The sequence below is a fragment of the Arthrobacter sp. UYEF3 genome (assembly GCF_040546245.1).
GTDB lineage: Bacteria > Actinomycetota > Actinomycetes > Actinomycetales > Micrococcaceae > Arthrobacter.
The window spans coordinates 20,185-36,136 of sequence record NZ_JBEPNK010000010.1; the positions used below are offsets into that span (position 1 = coordinate 20,185).

Below are 15,952 nucleotides of genomic sequence, written 5' to 3' on the forward strand. Positions count from 1 at the left end.
GCGCGACCGGCGCACCGGGGACCCGGTGCGCCGGTCGGCGTTTAAGGCCCTCCGTCGGCGGCAACTGTTGACGGCGCTCCGTGGGGGCGGCGCGGTGACGCAGCCGGCGACGTCGACGGCGTCGTCCGCGCGAAACGGAGCGGCCCGTGTTAGCGGTCGGAAGCGCGGCGGTCCCGGCGGTCGTCAGGGGTGATGCCGTCGAAGGCCGGTTCGGTGGCCATGTCGGGGTCGGTGCCGGCAGTCTGCCGGGGGCCGACGACGTCGTAGCCGGTGTCGGTCAGCAAGGGCCCCGCAGGCGTGGGCCCGGCGACGTCGCCCTGGTTCACGCGCTCACGCCAGGCGCCCGTCTCAAAATCGCGGCCCTCAATGAATTTTTTGAACCGCAGCAGGTCCGCTCCGACCTGCCGGGAGTCGAGTCCGACCGCCGCGCCGATCTTTTCCGTAGGGGAGCCGGGCTCCCAGACGAGTTCGACGTCGACCCTTGTTTCCGCCGGTCCGAGCTCCGTAAACCGCACGCTGCCGGCGTTGCGGGGGCCGTCCAGGCCCTCCCAGGCCACCTGCCGGCCGGGGTCCTGGCTGGTGATCCGGGCGTTGTAGTCGCGTTTGACCCCGCCGATGCTGGTCTGGAAGTGGACGGTCGTGTCTTCGAGGTGCCGGACGGCGTCGACGCCGCTCATGAACTGCGGGAAATCCTCAAACTGGGTCCACTGGTTGTAGGCCTGGCTCAGAGGGACGTTCACATCGATGGAGTCCTGGACTGTTGCGATGCTTATTTCACTCCTTCGCCCGGCAGGTGGCGGCCCGCCAGCCGTTTCAGGGGACGAATACAAGGTTGGTGCAAGGGCCCGGGTGTTCGCTCGGACAGGGCAAGGCTGTGCTGTGCCTGGGTGTCCAAGCTAGCCGGATCCGGCTGATAGCGAAAGTTCGACAGGCTTCCCCGGCGGGCCCGCCGGCGGCGCCTAGCCGCCGCCCTTAGCCTTTCCCTTGGCTTTGCCGTTCTCGCCCGAGTTTCCGGGAGCCGGGACGGGCGCCGGTGCCGGCGCTGCCCGTGCTGCCTGATCTGCGGCTGCCTGGTCTGCGGCCGCCTGGGCAGCCGCCGCTTCGGCCTGCACTGCTGCGGCCGCCTTTGCGGCTTCCGCGGCGGCGGCCTGCTGCTGGGCCACCCTGGCCGTTAGGTCGGCGCGGACGGCGTCAAGGGACGTCTTGATGCTTTGGTGGCGTTTGAAGGACACCTTGCCCTCTGCTGCTGCCGCGTCGAGCCCGTACCCTAGTTCGTCCAGCAGCTTCAGCGCACCGGCGGAGTCCTCGGTGGCGGCAGCCTCGGTGACGGCGTGGACCTGGGATTGGAGCTGCCCGGCCGCTGCGCTGTCCAGGTCCGGAGCCGGCTCTGCGCAGCCGGAAAGGGAGCCCGCCAGCAGGGCGCCCGCGAGCAGCGGGCCGGCAACCGCCCGCCAACGCCAGTTGCTGTGGACGCTCATGGCTGCACACTGTTCTGTAGCTGCTTCAGGTGTTCGCCCAGTTCGCCGGTGACCGCGGGATAGGGCACGACGGCGGGTGCCTCCGGAGCGGCGAAGGCGAGGGGAACGGCGCCGGCGGCAGCCGCAAGCAGGGCGACGACGGCCAGCACGACGGCGATCCGGGTGCGGCGCCGCCAGCCGCGGAACCGAGTGAACCCGCGGGAGAAGAAGCCTCGGCCGCCGGCACGGGGTGCTTCGGTGTCCTGTATCAGCGTGTCCTGTGTCAGCGTGTCCGGTATCAGGGTGTCCTGTGTCAGCGTGCCTGGCGTCAGCGCGTGCTGCCGGCGGGTACGGGCGTCGCCCGGGAACCCCGCGTGGGCGGCGTCGTGGGCCACACTTCGTGTGGCGGCATGATCGGCGTGCGCCCGGCCGGCGCGCGGCAGCCGGGCCGGCGGAGCCGGCAGGACCCGGGTGCGCTCCTCGGCCAGTAGCCCGGGCAGCGAATCGGGTGCGATCAGTGCGTGGCGCAGTGCGGCCTCCACTTCGGCCGCGGCCGGGCGATCCAGGGGATCCAGTGCGGTCATGGCCCCGATCAATTGCTCCCATTCGGCCGGAACGGTGGCCGGGACAACGGGGGCGCGGTGCAGGCGTGCAACCGCAGATTCGACGGCGCTGCCGGGATACTCCACCGCGCCTGTGATGCACTCCAGCAGCACCAGGCCGAGCGAATAGATATCGCTGGCCGTGCCCATGTCGGCGCCGCGGGCTTGCTCGGGGCTCAGATAGGCCGCCGTTCCTACCATGCTTCCGGTGGCGGTGAGACGGGTCCCGTCGACAATCCTGGCAATGCCGAAGTCGGTCAGTTTCGGCCGCACTGGTTCCCCGGGCCGGACCTGCACCAGGAGGACATTGGCCGGCTTGATGTCGCGGTGGATGATGCCGAGGGAGTGGACGTAGGCGAGGGCGTCCGCGAGGCCCGCACCGATGACGGCAATCTCGTTCAAGGGTAGCGTGCTGTGTCGGATCCGGCTGCGAAGGTCTTGGCCTTCCACCAGTTCCATGGTCAGGAAAGGCCGGGGCTCGGTGGGCACCCGCGTGTCTGTTCCGGCGTCGAAGAGCGTCACCAGGCTTGGGTGGTTCAGCGTGGCCAGGAGTTCGATCTCGGCCTGCTGGCGTTTGATTTCATCGGCATCGGGGGATCGCGGACCGAACAATTTGAGCGCCACGTCCCGGCCCAGGTTCTCGTCCCGGGCCGAGTACACGGACGCCATCCCGCCCCGGCCGATGACGTCTCCCAGACGGTAACGGCCGCTCAACATCTCGTTCGTGACCTCACTGGGCGAAGCGTCCACGATGTTCCCGCCGTCCTTCCCGTTGGCGCTCTGGCAGCGCCCCTAAAGAATAGTACGGGTCCGGGCATCGTGCCTCGGCGCGGGCGGTACCGCTCACATGTCTTGTGGGGGTCTGCATCCACCTTTCACGGGTAAGAGGGTACTGGTCGCCGGAGCCTGTGAGGCCGTTGAATCCCCCAGCGGATCCAACGACTTCGCTCCGGCGGCAGAGAAACCTGGGCGGGGGCGGACACGCGCTACGGCGGACGTTCCGCAAGCGGGGGTATCAATTGGGGTCGGTGAATCCACAGGGTTGCGGGGCGTGACGGCAGGGGCCCGGTCGCGGGCGGCGCTGAGACGGTGCGCCTATGCGAATCGAGGCTACCGGATAACCGGTTGCGGACGGTGGGGTCCATGGGAGGTTCTCCTGAATGACTGACGGCGGGCGCGCGTGGCAACCCGAAGGACCGTGCTCTGCGCAGCGAAACGGCAGAGAACGGCCCTTCTAGTCAGGAGAAGATCCAGGATCAGCGGAGAGAGCAGGATGGACGAGCTTTAACGGGCCGCTGATGGGGTCGGCACCCATCGGTGGGATAAAGAAGAGGGAACCCGGAAGCCACGCGACTGCCCCGGAAGGCCCGCTGGTCGTGGATCCGCTGCCGGAGCCTGAGCCTGGTGTCGGCGGCAGGGCATTGGGGACCGGGAGGCCGGTTCCGCCACCCCAGGGGCGCGGGCCGTCATTGCCGCCGCCGGCCGGCGAGGCAGGAGTGCTGTCGCCGGGAACGGGGCTCGCAGGTGCGGGGTTTCCTTCGGGCGGAGAAGCTACGGGAGAGCCGGCACCTTGCGGTTGCGGCAGGACCAGAAGGGGTCCATAGGACAGGCGCGCCGTGACATAGACGCCCGAGCTGGCCAGTACGCGTTGTGGCTGGCCGGGTGCGCCGGGGGCGCAAGCGAGTGCAGGATCAGCGAGCGGGGAGACAGCCGACACGGCGGACAGGGGCAGCACTGGTGGTTTTGTGGCGGGGACTGCCGGGACAGTGGTTCCCGGGGCCTGGACGGTCGCCGTGGCGGTCGCCGGGACGGGCTTGGGATCGGGGACGGGCGCAGGGGCGGACGGGATTGTTCCAGGCAGCACGGGCTGAGTCGGCGGGGCCGGGGTGACGGCACCGGGCGGGCCAGGTAGCGGTAAGGTGCCGGGCGCTGGCTTAGCAGCCGGTGGCGTGGGTTGCGGTGTCGGATGAACTACCGGAACGCCCGGCAGGGCGCCGGCGGCCGTTGTCGGCGGCGTGGCCGGGTCGGCCGGGCCGGTCACCGGCGCTACCGGGGCAGGAACGGGCGCCGGCGCGGGCAGCACTGGGGGGTCGGCTGGCTTGGTTGCCGGCGGGACCGGAGACGGGCTGTGGGTGACGAGCGGTGCCGGGGCCGCCGGCGGTGCGGGAACAATCGGCGGCGCGGGCTGCGCCACGACGGGCGCCGGTGCGGGAACAATCGGCGGCGCGGGCTGCGCCACGACGGGCGCCGGTGCGGGAACAATCGGCGGCGCGGGCTGCACCACGACGGGCGCCGGCGTCGGGGCCACCGGCGGCGCAGGCGACAACGACGGAGCGAGAGCCGGCAGGGTCGGGGCGGCCACTACGGGCGGCACGGCCGTCGGACTGGGTGCGGGCGCAAGCTCCTCGTCCGTCATAGGCCGTTGGATCATGGCTGCAACGGCGGTATCTGAACTGTGCGGAACAGCGCCGAAAACCTTCACTTCGTTCGCATTGGCCGCGACGGCGGAGAGCGCCAGCCACATCAGCCCTGTCGCGATGGCCAGGAGCACCCGGCGCAGGATGCGGAGCACACGCGGAGGGCTGCTCTCAGACATCATGCGCAACACCCCTCCCCGAAATATCTCGACGATTGGTCTACAGCGTAAGTCCGGAGGCCGGGGCGAGTCCATAGGCTCCGGCAAATCGGGCCGGCACGCGGCCCGCGAATCCGCGGCTAGTGCACGTCGTTCGGGTAGCTCACGCCCAGCTGCGCACGGACGCCGTCGAACAGCCGCATGGTGTTCAGCGAATCCTGCAGCGGCATGACCGGGCTCTCGGTGAGGCCTTGCTGGATACAGCGCGTGACCTCGCGAAGTTCGTAGCTGTAACCGCGCCCCACCACACTGAAACGCTCGGTGCGGGGCTCGTCGAAGCCGATCTGCACCACCAGCTCCTTCGGGTTATTGATCGATCCCAGGCTCTGCAGGAACCCTTTGCTGCCCGCAACGGTGGCGGTGCGCGGCCCATAAGCCAGGAGCGAGGAGGTCAGCTGGGCCTGGGCTCCATGGTGATAGCCGAGGGTCAGGGCGTTCTGGGCGTCCACGCCGTCGTCGTTGAGCCAGCCGGTGGCTGTGACCGTCTGCGGGAAGCCCAGCGTTCCCAGCGCCCACAGCAGGGGGTAGACGGTGATATCCAGCAGCGCGCCGCCGCCGTCCCGCGGTGCCCAGAGCCTGGATGTGGGGGAGTACGGGGCCGGGAAGCCCAGGTCGGCACCGATCCATTTGACCTCGCCGATCTCGCCGGAAGCGGCGATCTCGAATGCCCGCTGCATGCCGGGCAGGAACCGGCTCCACATGGCTTCCATCAGGAACCGGCCCTTGTCCCGGGCCAGGTTCACGAGCTCGGAGGCCTCCCGGGCGTTGATCGTGAGGGCCTTCTCGCACAGCACATGCTTGCCTGCCCGGAGGGCTGCCAGGACAACTGCATGATGCTGGGCGTGAGGGGTGGCGACGTAGACAACGTCGACGGCGTCGTCGGCGATCAGCCGTTCGTAGCCGGCCACGCCGTCCTGGTCGCCGTAGGCCCGCGTGAAGCCGTAGTCGGCCGCGAACGCGTCCGCCGCGGCCTGATTGCGGGAGGACACCGCGTACAGCTCCGCGTCGGTCAGAAGTTTAAGGTCGTTGGTGACCGTGGCAGCGATGCTCCCGGTCGCGATCACGCCCCACCGCAGCCTGGCGCCGGTGGCCGTCCGGGGGTCCTGGTCGGTTTGGCTGAACAGCCAGGGCGTGGCGATAGGGGCAGTCATGCTGCCATCCTCTCACCACGCCCGGCTACACGGCGGCGCCGCCCGCGAGAGGCTACACGGCGGTGCCCGCCGTCGCACGGTTGCGGCCGGTGTCCTCGGTGAGCCGGCCCCGCCGGAGACGGAAGCGGCGGTCCGTTTCACGAAAGAGCCCCGGCCCTCCCTTGCGGGGGAGCCGGGGCTCTGAGGTAAAGCGTCAGGCTACTTCGTCAGCGGTCCGAGTACCGGGTCGTCGACGTAGGCCGTCTTGACGTTTGCCTTGGTCACGATGACCGGCTCCAGGAGGTAGGCCGGAACGGTCTTGACCCCGTTGTTGTAGGACTTGGAGTCGTTGATCTCAGGCGTCTTGCCGGCCTGGATGTCCTTGACCATGGTGATCGCGTGTTCAACGAGCTTGCGGGTGTCCTTGTTGATGGTGGAGTACTGCTCACCGGCGAGGATTGACTTGACGGACTCCACCTCGGAGTCCTGCCCGGTGATGATCGGCAGCGGCTTGCCTGCGGCCTTGACCGAGGTCAGGACCGCGCGGGCCAGCGTGTCGTTCGGGGACAGCACGCCGTCAAGCGTGGCGCTGCCGTAGGTGCCGCTGAGCAGGGTGTCGGCACGACGCTGGGCGTTCTCTGCCTTCCAGCCCTGGGTGACGGCCTGCTCGAACGAGGTCTGGCCGGAGAGGACCTTGAGGGTGCCGTCGTCGATCTTCGGCTTCAGGATGCTCATGGCTCCGTCGAAGAATACCTTCGCGTTGGCGTCATCGGGGGAGCCGGCGAACAGTTCGATGTTGTACGGGCCGGAGGGCTTCTTGGCCTTCATGCCGTCCAGCAGGGCCTGGCCCTGCAGCACGCCGACCTTGAAGTTGTCGTAGGCCACGTAGTAGTCCACGTTCGCGGTGTTCAGCAGCAGCCGGTCATACGCGATGATGGTGGCACCGGCGTCCTTGGCCTGCTTGAGCTGGGTACCCAGCTGGGCGCCGTCGATGGCACCCACGATGATGACCTTGGCACCCTTGGTGACCATGGCGCTGATCTGGTTCTGCTGCTCCGAGACGCCGCCGTTGGCGAACTGCACATCTGCCTTGAAGCCGGCACCGTTGAGGCCATCGTTGAACAGCTTCTCCGCCAGCACCCAGTTTTCACTGGTCTTCTGGGGGAGCGCGACGCCGATCGAGGAGTTCTTGGGGAACGCCTCGCCGCCGCTCGAGCTACCCGAAGATGCGGTGTCGGAGCGGCCGCAGGCTGTCAGCGCCAGTGCCGCAATAGCAGCGATTGCTGCTGCCTTTCCTGCTTTACCAATCATTTGCATTGCTGGGTTCACTTTCTATAGATGGTGTTCGGAGAATCATGGGAGCGGGGCCGGGGAGTTATTCAGGATTCCCTGGCGATGACCTCTTTGGTGGACGTAGATTCCTCGGGCCGGGACTCGCTGTTGCGGCTGAAGTTCTTCATCATCATGCCGATGATCGACCTCTTGCCCTGGCTCTTGTTGTAGACGTCGAAGGCGACGGCGATGAGGAGCACGAGGCCCTTGATGATCTGGGTGAGGTCCGCGCCGACGCCCAGGAGTTGCAGGCCGTTGTTCAGCACAGCCATCACCAGGCCGCCGACGATCGAGCCGATTACCGTTCCGACGCCGCCGGTCACCGCGGCGCCGCCGATGAAGACGGCCGCGATGGCGTCCAGCTCCCAGCCGACGCCGTCAAACGGACCGGAGGCGGTGGACCGGCCGACGAAGATCATGCCGGCAAGGCCGGCCAGAATGGACATGTTCGCCATGACCAGGAAGTTGATTTTCTTGGACTGCACGCCGGACAGCTCGGCGGCGTGCCGGTTGCCTCCGACGGCGTAGACGTGGCGGCCGACGATGGTCTTGGATGAGATGAACCCGTAGATCAGGACCAGGATGGCCAGGATCAGGCCCGGGACCGGGAACGAGGTGCCGGGCCGGCCGGTGGCGAACAGGTACGTCGCGTAGAGGATGGCGGCGCAGATCAGGACCAGCTTGGTAATGGTCACCCAGGCTTCGGGCACCTCGGCGCCGAGCGCAGTGGCCTTGCGGCGCGAGCGGATCTCGCTGAACACCACGAAGCCCGCGCCCAGCAGGCCCAGCAGGACCGTCAGATTGTTGAAACCGGTGTTCGGCCCGACTTCCGGCAGGTAGCCGGAACCGATGTACTGGAAGTCGCTGGGCACCGGGATGGTGTTGGACTTGCCGACGAACTGGTTGAAGCCGCGGAAGAGCAGCATGCCGGCCAGCGTGACGATGAAGGCCGGGATACCGACGTAGGCCACCCAGAATCCCTGCCAGGCCCCGATCACGGCGCCCAGCAACAGCCCGAACAGGATGCCGAGGTACCACGGGATGCCCCAATCGCGGATCATAAGAGCCACGCTGACCCCCACGAACGCCGCGATCGAGCCGACCGAGAGGTCGATGTGGCCGGCGATGATCACCAGCACCATGCCGATCGCGAGGATCAGAATGTAGGAGTTGCCGTTGAAGAGGTTGATGACGTTGCCCGGGGTGAGCGTGCGGCCCTCTGTGAAAATCTGGAAGAAGACGATCAGCGCGACCAGGGCGAAGATCATGCCGAATTGGCGGGTATTGCCGCCAAAGAGCTTCTTGAGCGCATTCATGGTGTCAGTCCTTGTTGTCCGGAATGTTCTGGATAGTCCCAGAGGATCAGGCGGTCTTGCGGGCGGAAGTCATCAGTTTCATGAGGCTTTCCTGGCTGGCTTCCTCTTTGTTCAGCACGCCGGTGATGGCGCCCTCGAAAATCGTGTAGATGCGGTCGGAGAGGCCCAGCAGTTCCGGCAGCTCCGAGGAGATGACGATGACGCCCTTCCCCTGGTTGGCCAACTGCTGGATGATGCCGTAGATCTCGAACTTGGCGCCGACGTCGATTCCGCGGGTGGGTTCGTCCAGGATCAGCAGGTCCGGGTCGGTGAACATCCACTTCGCCAGCACCACCTTCTGCTGGTTGCCGCCGGACAGCTTGGCCACGCCTTCCTCCACGGACGGAGTCTTGGTGCGCAGCGACTTGCGGTACTGCTCCGCGACGGTGAATTCCCTGTCGACGTCGACGATGTTGTGCCTGCTGACCTTCTTCAGCGCCGCCGAGACCGTGGTGGCCTTGATGTCGTCCAGGAGGTTCAGGCCCAGGGACTTGCGGTCCTCCGTGACGTAGCCCAGCCCTGCGTCGATGGCCTGCTTGACGCTCTTGAGGTGAAGTTCCTTGCCGTCCTTGTAGACCTGGCCGGAGATGAAACGCCCGTAGGAACGGCCGAACAAGGAGCGCGCCAGCTCGGTGCGGCCCGCCCCCATCAGCCCGGCGAAGCCGACGATCTCGCCCCGGCGGACGAAAAAGTTGGAGTTCTTGCAGACCAGACGGTCCTGGATCTGAGGGTGCCCCACGTTCCAGTTCTTGACCTCGAAGAACGTCTCGCCGATCTGGGGCTCGTGGTCCGGGAACCGCGATTCCAGGGTCCGGCCCACCATGCCCTTGATGATCCGGTCCTCGTCGACGCCGTCGGCCTTGACGTCCAGGGTCTCGATTGACTTGCCGTCCCGGATGATCGTGATCGAGTCGGCGATCTGCTCGATCTCGTTGAGCTTGTGCGAAATCATGATTGACGTGATGCCGCGGCCCTTGAGGCCCAGGATCAGGTCCAGCAGGTGCTGGGAGTCGGATTCGTTCAGGGCCGCAGTTGGCTCGTCCAGGATGAGGAGCTTAACCCGCTTGTTGAGCGCCTTGGCGATTTCAACCAGCTGCTGCTTGCCGACGCCGATTTCCTTGACCGGGGTATCCGGATTCTCCCGGAGGCCGACCCTGGCCAACAGTTCGGTGGAGCGGGTCCGCGCCTCGCCCCAGTCGATCATTCCGCGCCGGGTGGGTTCGTTGCCCAGGAAGATGTTCTCCATGATGGAAAGTTCCGGGATGAGGGCCAGCTCCTGGTGGATGATCACGATGCCGGCCTGTTCGCTGGCCCGGATGTCCTTGAACTGCTGGACTTCGCTCTGGTAGACGATGTCGCCGTCGTAGGTGCCGAACGGGTAGACGCCCGAGAGCACCTTCATCAGGGTGGATTTTCCGGCGCCGTTTTCACCGCAGATGGCGTGGATCTCGCCCGCCTTCACCCGCAGGCTCACCTCGGCCAATGCTTTAACGCCGGGGAACTCTTTGGTGATGGAGCGCATCTCGAGAATTATCGGATCGCTGTGCGTGTCGAGGGACGTCATTGCCTTTACGCCTCCAATGCATGACTTCGTTGTCCGCCTCTGCAAATCGCAGGGCCGTCTGATGCAAAAGTAAACTGGATCACATCGTTGTCGTCAAGTCTTTAACGCAACGAGCAGGTAACGGCTTTCGAAATGCGCCGAGTTTCGCGGGCGTTTCGGCCCCTAGTTGCGCCGGATTCCGGCGTGCTGGAACACCAGGGATGTCGCTCCCAGGGCCTCGGCGCGGTCGCCCAGCGAGGACATGGTCAGGGTGGTGGTCTCGCCGATGACTGGCACGGCATGGCGCACCAGGCCGCGCCGGATCGGGTCCAGGAGCAGGTCGCCGAGACCTGCCAGCGGGCCCCCGACGACGATCACCTCGGGATTGATCAGGTTTGAGACGTTGCCCAGTGCGCGGCCGACGGCGAGGCCGGCGTCGTCCACCACGCGCAGGGTTGCCGAGTCGCGGCCCAGGGCCTTGCGCACGATGTCCTCCGGGGTCAGCGGCCTGTCCTCGCCCCGGCTCAGGAGCTCGATCATGGTGGTGGTGGAGGCGATCGTTTCCAGGCAGCCCCGGTTGCCGCAGCGGCAGACCAGACCGTGCTCGTGGATCGTGGCGTGGCCGATTTCCCCGGTGATGCCGACGTTCCCGTAATAAGGCATTCCGTTCAGGATCAACCCGGCGCCGATGCCTGAGCCGATCTTGAGGAACAGCAGGTTGTTGACGCCGGTGTGAGGACCCCAGGTGACCTCGGACAGGGCGCCGAGGTTGGCGTCGTTGTCGACAAAAACCGGAAGATCCAGCGCTTTTTCGAGCCTATTGAGAATATTGATGCCCACCCACTCGGGCAGGATGGCGCCTTGTGCCACGGTGCCTGTGCGGCGGTCAATTGGGCCGGGGATGCCGACGCCGGCCCCCACGAGGGCACTGCGTTCGACGCCGCTGCCGGCCAGCAGCCTGTCCAGCACCGCGACGGCCGCCGCGATGCCTTCCTCCGCGTGGTGGCCCAGGGGTAGCAGGATCGATTCCTCAGCGATCACGTGGTAGCTGAGGGAGGCCAGGAACACCCGCAGGTGGCGCCGGCCGAAGTCGATGCCGACGGCGACGGCGCCGTTGCTGTTAAGCCGGACGTTCAGGGCGCGCCGGCCGGAGCTGGTGATCGGCTCGGTGGACGCCAGGCCGGCGTCCTGCATGATCCTGACAATGTTCGACACAGTCGCCGTGGACAGGCCGGTCTGCCGTGCCAGTTCTGCCTGGGTGGAAGGGCCAGCCAGCAGGCACTCGATGATCCGCTGCTGGTTCAAATGCCGCAGGGCGGACTGCGACCCGGGGTTTTTGGTGCGGCTCCTCGTTGAGCGCGATGGTGAGGGCATGGAATGAAGCGTGCCCCATCAACCGCTTGTAGTCAAGAAGTTAACGCAATGGATGATGGCATCGCGTGGTTTCGGCGTCGCGTGGTTCCGGCGACGCGACCGGCCGCCGGCCTTCCTGCAACCGGCTTGCCGGGCGTTCCGCCCTGGTTAGCTGCCGTCAGGGCGGAAATGCACCAGCGCCGGCTTTCTGGGCCGAGGTTACGCTGGGACAACAGAGTCCGCAGCGGTCCTGCGGAGGTGTCCGACGAATTTTGAGGTGGTAATGGTGCTGCTGGCCCTCATGCAGGCGAAGTCGGTCGTTCTGGACGTGGCGGCGAACTGTGCGGCGGTGGAGGAAGCGGCGCGCGCGGCTTCCGAAGCGGGCGCCCAGCTGCTGCTGACGCCGGAACTCTTCCCCGTCGGCTACGCGCCTCGCCGCTTGCGGGCAGCCTTCGATCCCACCACGCTGCCGGCGATCCGGGGGGTCCTGGCCGGCACTGCCCGGCGGCACAACATCGCACTGGTCTACAGCCTGCCCGCAGTGACGCCGGCCGGAGAGTGGAACATTTCCGCGACCCTGGTCAACGAGTCTGGGGACGAGTTGCTCAGTTACAGCAAGGTTCATCTGTTCGGCCCCGAGGAGCGTGCAGCGTTTGCGCCGGCCGCGGAAGCCCCCGAGGTGGTGGTATTCCACGGGTTCAAGACCGCCCTGGTCATTTGCTACGACATCGAGTTTCCCGAGTCCGCACGGGCTGCAGCACTGCGCGGTGCCGAACTGCTGCTAGTGCCAACGGCCCTCGCGGGCGCATTCGACGCGGTGCCGGAGGTGCTGGTCCGGGCCAGGGCGCTGGAGAACCAACTGACGGTGGCTTACGCCAATCACAGCGGCGTGGAAGCCGGCTCCGAGTTCCACGGCGGCAGCATTGTTGCCGGCCCGGACGGCAACGTCCTGGCTGCGGCCGGAGCCGGCGTGGAACTGCTGTTTGCCGAGGTGGGTGAGCCCGCGAAACCAGCCGGAGACACGGCGGACAGCGGAGCCGGTGCGGAGAACGCGGTCAACTATCTGCGCGGCCGCCGCCCGGACCTCTACCGTTCCTGGGGCCTCTGAAGGGTTGAGATCCGGGCGGCCGGCTTCACGGCTGCCAGCGGGCCGCCAGCGCCAGCGCGGGCGACGGCGACGGCGTCGGCGTCGGCTGCGGAGCCGGGCGGCTCCGCTCCGCCCTGGTACTGGAGCGCGATCCAGAGCTCCGCGCGGGCCTGAGCCTGGTTTAGGTCAAGGCCCAGCAGTTCGGCGATGCTGCGTATCTGCCGGCGCACGCTGTTCCGATGCAGTCCCGTGGCCTTTGACGTGGCGTCCCAGCTACCGTTCTCACCAAGCCACGCCCGCAGGATGCCGAGCAGGGTGTCGCGACGCTCCGGCCCGAGCGCGAGCACGGGTGCCAGCAGGCGTCCGGCCAGCAAGGCGCCGGCCTCGGGGCCGAGCAGGCCCGTCACAGACCACGAGACGTCGTCCGCCCGGACGCTCCGGCGGCTCGTAAGAACCCGGTTTCGCAGCGAGGAGTCGCGCTGATAGGCGTCAGCCAGGCCAGCGATTTCGGTGCCGCCGCCAATCACCAGGCGCCAGCCGAGCCGTTCCACCTCGGCGAGTAGGGCGTCGTCGACCCTAAGGCTGGTAATGGCGGCAAAGCCGTAGTCGGTCAGTTCCACTAACTTGGTGTCCAACAGCCGGCGCCATTCAAGCAGTTCCCGCACGGCGCCTTCGCCCGTGCGCCGCGGTGCGTCCGAAGTCCCGGCGGCGCCAGCGGGGGTGCCCATGCGGAGGCCCTGGACGACGCGCAGCTGACCGGACCGGGTCGAGGAAACGCTCTGTGCCAGCAAATCCTTCAAGCCCGTGACCTGCCGTGACGTTCCGGACGTCACGGTCTCCGGGTGTAACAGCAACGCCGTGGCCAGCTGGCTCGGGGCCAACGAACCGCTGGTGCGCTGGCGGACCAGCAATTCCAGTAGCCCGACGGCGGTGGAGACCGCGCTGTTCTGCGCCGGGGTCAGCGGTGCGTCCGTGCCGAGGATGAGCGCGCCGAGGTTGGCGTCCCGGGTGCTGCGCAACGGATACCCGAAGACCAGCGACGAGCCGGCGACGTCGAATGAATCCATCTCCATCCGGGGTCCGCTGCCCGAGAGCAGCCGGGTCAGCAACGGCTGCAAGGCGGCGGAATCAACGACCGCTACCGGGGCGGCGCCAGGGACGGCGGCCTGCGTGCCGGCGGAACCGGCCGACCCGCGGGCACGGACCCGTCCGTCAGCGCCGAACAGCACGGCCCAGACCGGGACGCGTTGCACGAGGGCGGCCAGGAGTTCGTGCTCGGGGCGCGCCGACAGGACTGCGCGCATGAGTTCGCGGTTGGTGTCGGCCAACTGGCGGAAAGTCTTGGCGTTGTCCGATTCGAGGAGCCGGGAGAACTCGAGTCCGAGGGCGGCGAAGGGGACGTTCCCCGGGATGGACACCAATGTCAGCCCGTGCCGCCGGCAGGCGTCGACCACATTGTCCGGCACCGCCTCGAAGTAGGGTTCCAGGCCAAAACCGAGGGCTCCGACGCTGGCCCGGACCAAGCGCCGCACATAGGCATCCACCGCTTCCGCGCTGCCGCTACCGCCCTCGAACGGCAGGCCTGCCGTGAGCAGGAACTCGCCGTCGAGCAAATACGGGGTCGGATCCTCGAGTTCGCTCGGCTCCACCCACCGCAAGCGCTCGTCCCCGTTGCCGGCGTCGTACAGCACCGACAGCGACGGGAGTCGGCGCAGGAACTCCGCCAGCGTGACGAAGCCGAAGCGCTCGGAGTCCTCGGAGGCCACGGCCGGTACCTTCGTGGGGCTGCCCGGGACCCCGGCCGGCGGTGCATTAAGTCTCATGATTCAATTCTATAGGTCATTTTGCACAGCCCTGAGAGATGGCTCACACGCTTAGGGTGGGTCAGGGGAAATCGACCACTACTGAAGATAAGGACGTCAACGATGACTGCGCCAACTCTGCTCGGGGAACGCCCCCCGTCCGCCCCCGGCCGTCCCGGGCTCGCCGCCCAGCTCCTGCGCCGCAAGCCGATCGGTCAGCTGGTCGGCGCGACCGAATCAGGACACCCTGGCACGAGACTGGTCCGCAGCTTTGGTGTGCTGCAGCTGACCATGATCAGCGTCGGAGCCACGCTTGGCACCGGCATCCTGGTGATCCTGGGCGAATCGGTCCCGCTCGCCGGCCCGGCCATCTGGATCTCCTTTGTTATCGCCGGACTCGCCGCCCTGCTCTCGGCCGTCTCCTACGCGGAGATGGCCGGCCTGGTACCGGCCGCCGGGTCCAGCTACTCCTACACCTACGCCACCATGGGCGAGGGCATGGCCTGGATCTGCGGTTGGTGCCTGGTACTTGAATACGCCGTCTCCGTGGCCGCCGTGGCGGTCGGTGCGGGCCAATACGTCAACGAGGCCCTGGCAGTCTTCGGCCTGACCCTCCCGGACACCATCTCGCAGCCGCCGGGAGCCGGCGGCGTGCTTAACCTGCCCGCGATCGTCATTGTGGTCCTGGCCATGGTGCTCCTGATCCGCGGCGCCAAGGAAAGTGCCTGGATCAACACGGCGATCGTCCTGGTCAAAGTGGGCATCCTCCTGTTTTTCTGCGCCGTCGCCTTCACCGCGTTCAACGGCGGACACTTCGAACCGCTCATGCCGATGGGTGCCGCCGGAGTCTCGGCCGCAGCCTCCCGGGTATTTTTCTCCTACATCGGCTTCGACGCCGCGTCCACCGCCGGCGAGGAAGCCCGCAATCCCAAGCGCGACCTGCCTCGGGCCATCCTGCTCTCGATGCTGATCGTCACCAGCATCTACGTGCTGGTGGCCGTCGCAGCGATCGGTGCCCGCCCCTGGGGCTGGTTTGACGGCACGGAGGCAGCCCTCGTGAAAATCCTCGAGGAAATCACCGGCCAGCCGTGGGTCGGCGTGGTGTTCGCCGTCGGTGCCGTGCTCGCCATCGCCAGCATTGTGCTGACCGTGCTCTACGGGCAAACCCGGATCCTGCTGTCCATGTCCCGCGACGGCCTGGTGCCCAGGGTTTTCGGCCGGGTTTCGGCCCGGAGCGGCACGCCGGTTGCGGGAACCCTGATTGTAGGCATCGCCGTGGCGCTGACCGCCGGCCTGGTGCCGCTCGGCGCCCTCGCGGATGCCACCAGCATCGGCACCCTCTTCGCCTTCGCGCTGGTCAACGTGGCGGTCATCTACCTGCGACGCACCCGGCCTGAGCTTGAGCGCAGCTTCCGCGTGCCGCTCTTTCCGCTGACGCCGGTCCTGGGCGCCCTCATGTGTGCCTACCTCATGGCCAACCTCGGCGCCGAGACCTGGGCGGTCTTTGGTGCCTGGATGCTGGTGGGCGTCGCCGCGTACTTCGGCTACGGCCGAAGGAATTCCAGGGTGGCGGCGCTGAGCCACGAGGAATACCGTGAGCTGTCAAGCGCCCGACCCGTCAACTCCACCTCGACCCAGAACTGAAGGCAGCGATTT

12 protein-coding genes are annotated in these 15,952 nt (G+C 67.3%); 2 read left to right on the forward strand and 10 right to left on the reverse strand.

All coding sequences use genetic code 11. The features are described from left to right. Positions 1-149: 149 nt before the first annotated feature. The 9 genes from ABIB14_RS09060 to ABIB14_RS09100 form a co-directional block, all read right to left on the reverse strand. The gene (locus tag ABIB14_RS09060) at positions 150-773 is read right to left on the reverse strand and encodes an SRPBCC family protein (RefSeq protein ID WP_354235634.1); all 624 of its coding nucleotides are present in this window, start codon (positions 771-773) and stop codon (positions 150-152) included. 186 nt (positions 774-959) lie between these two features. Beyond that, positions 960-1,478, reverse strand: coding sequence for a mucin-associated surface protein (locus ABIB14_RS09065; protein WP_354235549.1), 519 nt, complete (start codon positions 1,476-1,478; stop codon positions 960-962). Then, positions 1,475-2,812: a serine/threonine-protein kinase gene (locus ABIB14_RS09070; RefSeq protein ID WP_354235635.1), complete on the reverse strand. Its 1,338-nt coding sequence runs from the start codon at positions 2,810-2,812 to the stop codon at positions 1,475-1,477. The genes ABIB14_RS09065 and ABIB14_RS09070 overlap by 4 nt, the downstream gene beginning before the upstream one ends. Before the next feature lie 481 nt (positions 2,813-3,293). After that, the gene (locus ABIB14_RS09075) at positions 3,294-4,658 is read right to left on the reverse strand and encodes a hypothetical protein (protein ID WP_354235550.1); all 1,365 of its coding nucleotides are present in this window, start codon (positions 4,656-4,658) and stop codon (positions 3,294-3,296) included. A gap of 116 nt (positions 4,659-4,774) precedes the next feature. Then, positions 4,775-5,845, reverse strand: coding sequence for a Gfo/Idh/MocA family protein (locus ABIB14_RS09080; RefSeq protein WP_354235551.1), 1,071 nt, complete (start codon positions 5,843-5,845; stop codon positions 4,775-4,777). A gap of 198 nt (positions 5,846-6,043) precedes the next feature. Continuing rightward, positions 6,044-7,141, reverse strand: coding sequence for a substrate-binding domain-containing protein (locus ABIB14_RS09085; RefSeq protein WP_354235552.1), 1,098 nt, complete (start codon positions 7,139-7,141; stop codon positions 6,044-6,046). 62 nt (positions 7,142-7,203) lie between these two features. After that, positions 7,204-8,472, reverse strand: a complete 1,269-nt coding sequence (gene mmsB, locus ABIB14_RS09090) for a multiple monosaccharide ABC transporter permease (RefSeq protein WP_354235553.1) — start codon at positions 8,470-8,472, stop codon at positions 7,204-7,206. Positions 8,473-8,518: 46 nt separating this feature from the next. Next, positions 8,519-10,075, reverse strand: coding sequence for a multiple monosaccharide ABC transporter ATP-binding protein (gene mmsA, locus ABIB14_RS09095; RefSeq protein ID WP_354235554.1), 1,557 nt, complete (start codon positions 10,073-10,075; stop codon positions 8,519-8,521). Between the two features lie 162 nt (positions 10,076-10,237). Then, positions 10,238-11,428, reverse strand: coding sequence for an ROK family transcriptional regulator (locus ABIB14_RS09100; protein WP_354235555.1), 1,191 nt, complete (start codon positions 11,426-11,428; stop codon positions 10,238-10,240). A gap of 262 nt (positions 11,429-11,690) precedes the next feature. On the opposite strand from ABIB14_RS09100, the gene ABIB14_RS09105 reads away from it, so the two are divergent. Further along, a complete protein-coding gene (locus tag ABIB14_RS09105; protein ID WP_354235556.1) occupies positions 11,691-12,515 on the forward strand; it encodes a nitrilase-related carbon-nitrogen hydrolase in 825 nt (274 codons plus the stop codon). On the opposite strand, the gene ABIB14_RS09110 is transcribed toward ABIB14_RS09105, so the two are convergent. Continuing rightward, entirely contained in the window at positions 12,494-14,317 is a 1,824-nt protein-coding gene (locus tag ABIB14_RS09110; protein WP_354235557.1) for a PucR family transcriptional regulator, read from the reverse strand. The two genes, ABIB14_RS09105 and ABIB14_RS09110, sit on opposite strands and share 22 nt — an antisense overlap. 102 nt (positions 14,318-14,419) lie before the next feature. Here ABIB14_RS09110 and ABIB14_RS09115 point away from each other — a divergent pair, with 102 nt between their 5' ends. Further along, positions 14,420-15,940 (forward strand): amino acid permease, encoded by a 1,521-nt coding sequence (locus ABIB14_RS09115; RefSeq protein ID WP_354235558.1) that lies wholly within the window; start codon positions 14,420-14,422, stop codon positions 15,938-15,940. Positions 15,941-15,952: the final 12 nt, after the last annotated feature.

Excerpts from the sequence above, each read along its gene's own strand:
- ABIB14_RS09100 (WP_354235555.1), bottom strand. The coding sequence starts at position 11,428 with ATGCCCTCACCATCGCGCTCAACGAGGAGCCGCACCAAAAACCCCGGG.
- ABIB14_RS09080 (WP_354235551.1), bottom strand. The coding sequence starts at position 5,845 with ATGACTGCCCCTATCGCCACGCCCTGGCTGTTCAGCCAAACCGACCAG.
- ABIB14_RS09110 (WP_354235557.1), bottom strand. The coding sequence starts at position 14,317 with ATGAGACTTAATGCACCGCCGGCCGGGGTCCCGGGCAGCCCCACGAAG.
- ABIB14_RS09105 (WP_354235556.1), top strand. The coding sequence starts at position 11,691 with ATGGTGCTGCTGGCCCTCATGCAGGCGAAGTCGGTCGTTCTGGACGTG.
- ABIB14_RS09065 (WP_354235549.1), bottom strand. The coding sequence starts at position 1,478 with ATGAGCGTCCACAGCAACTGGCGTTGGCGGGCGGTTGCCGGCCCGCTG.
- mmsA (WP_354235554.1), bottom strand. The coding sequence starts at position 10,075 with ATGACGTCCCTCGACACGCACAGCGATCCGATAATTCTCGAGATGCGC.
- ABIB14_RS09115 (WP_354235558.1), top strand. The coding sequence starts at position 14,420 with ATGACTGCGCCAACTCTGCTCGGGGAACGCCCCCCGTCCGCCCCCGGC.
- mmsB (WP_354235553.1), bottom strand. The coding sequence starts at position 8,472 with ATGAATGCGCTCAAGAAGCTCTTTGGCGGCAATACCCGCCAATTCGGC.
- ABIB14_RS09075 (WP_354235550.1), bottom strand. The coding sequence starts at position 4,658 with ATGATGTCTGAGAGCAGCCCTCCGCGTGTGCTCCGCATCCTGCGCCGG.
- ABIB14_RS09085 (WP_354235552.1), bottom strand. The coding sequence starts at position 7,141 with ATGCAAATGATTGGTAAAGCAGGAAAGGCAGCAGCAATCGCTGCTATT.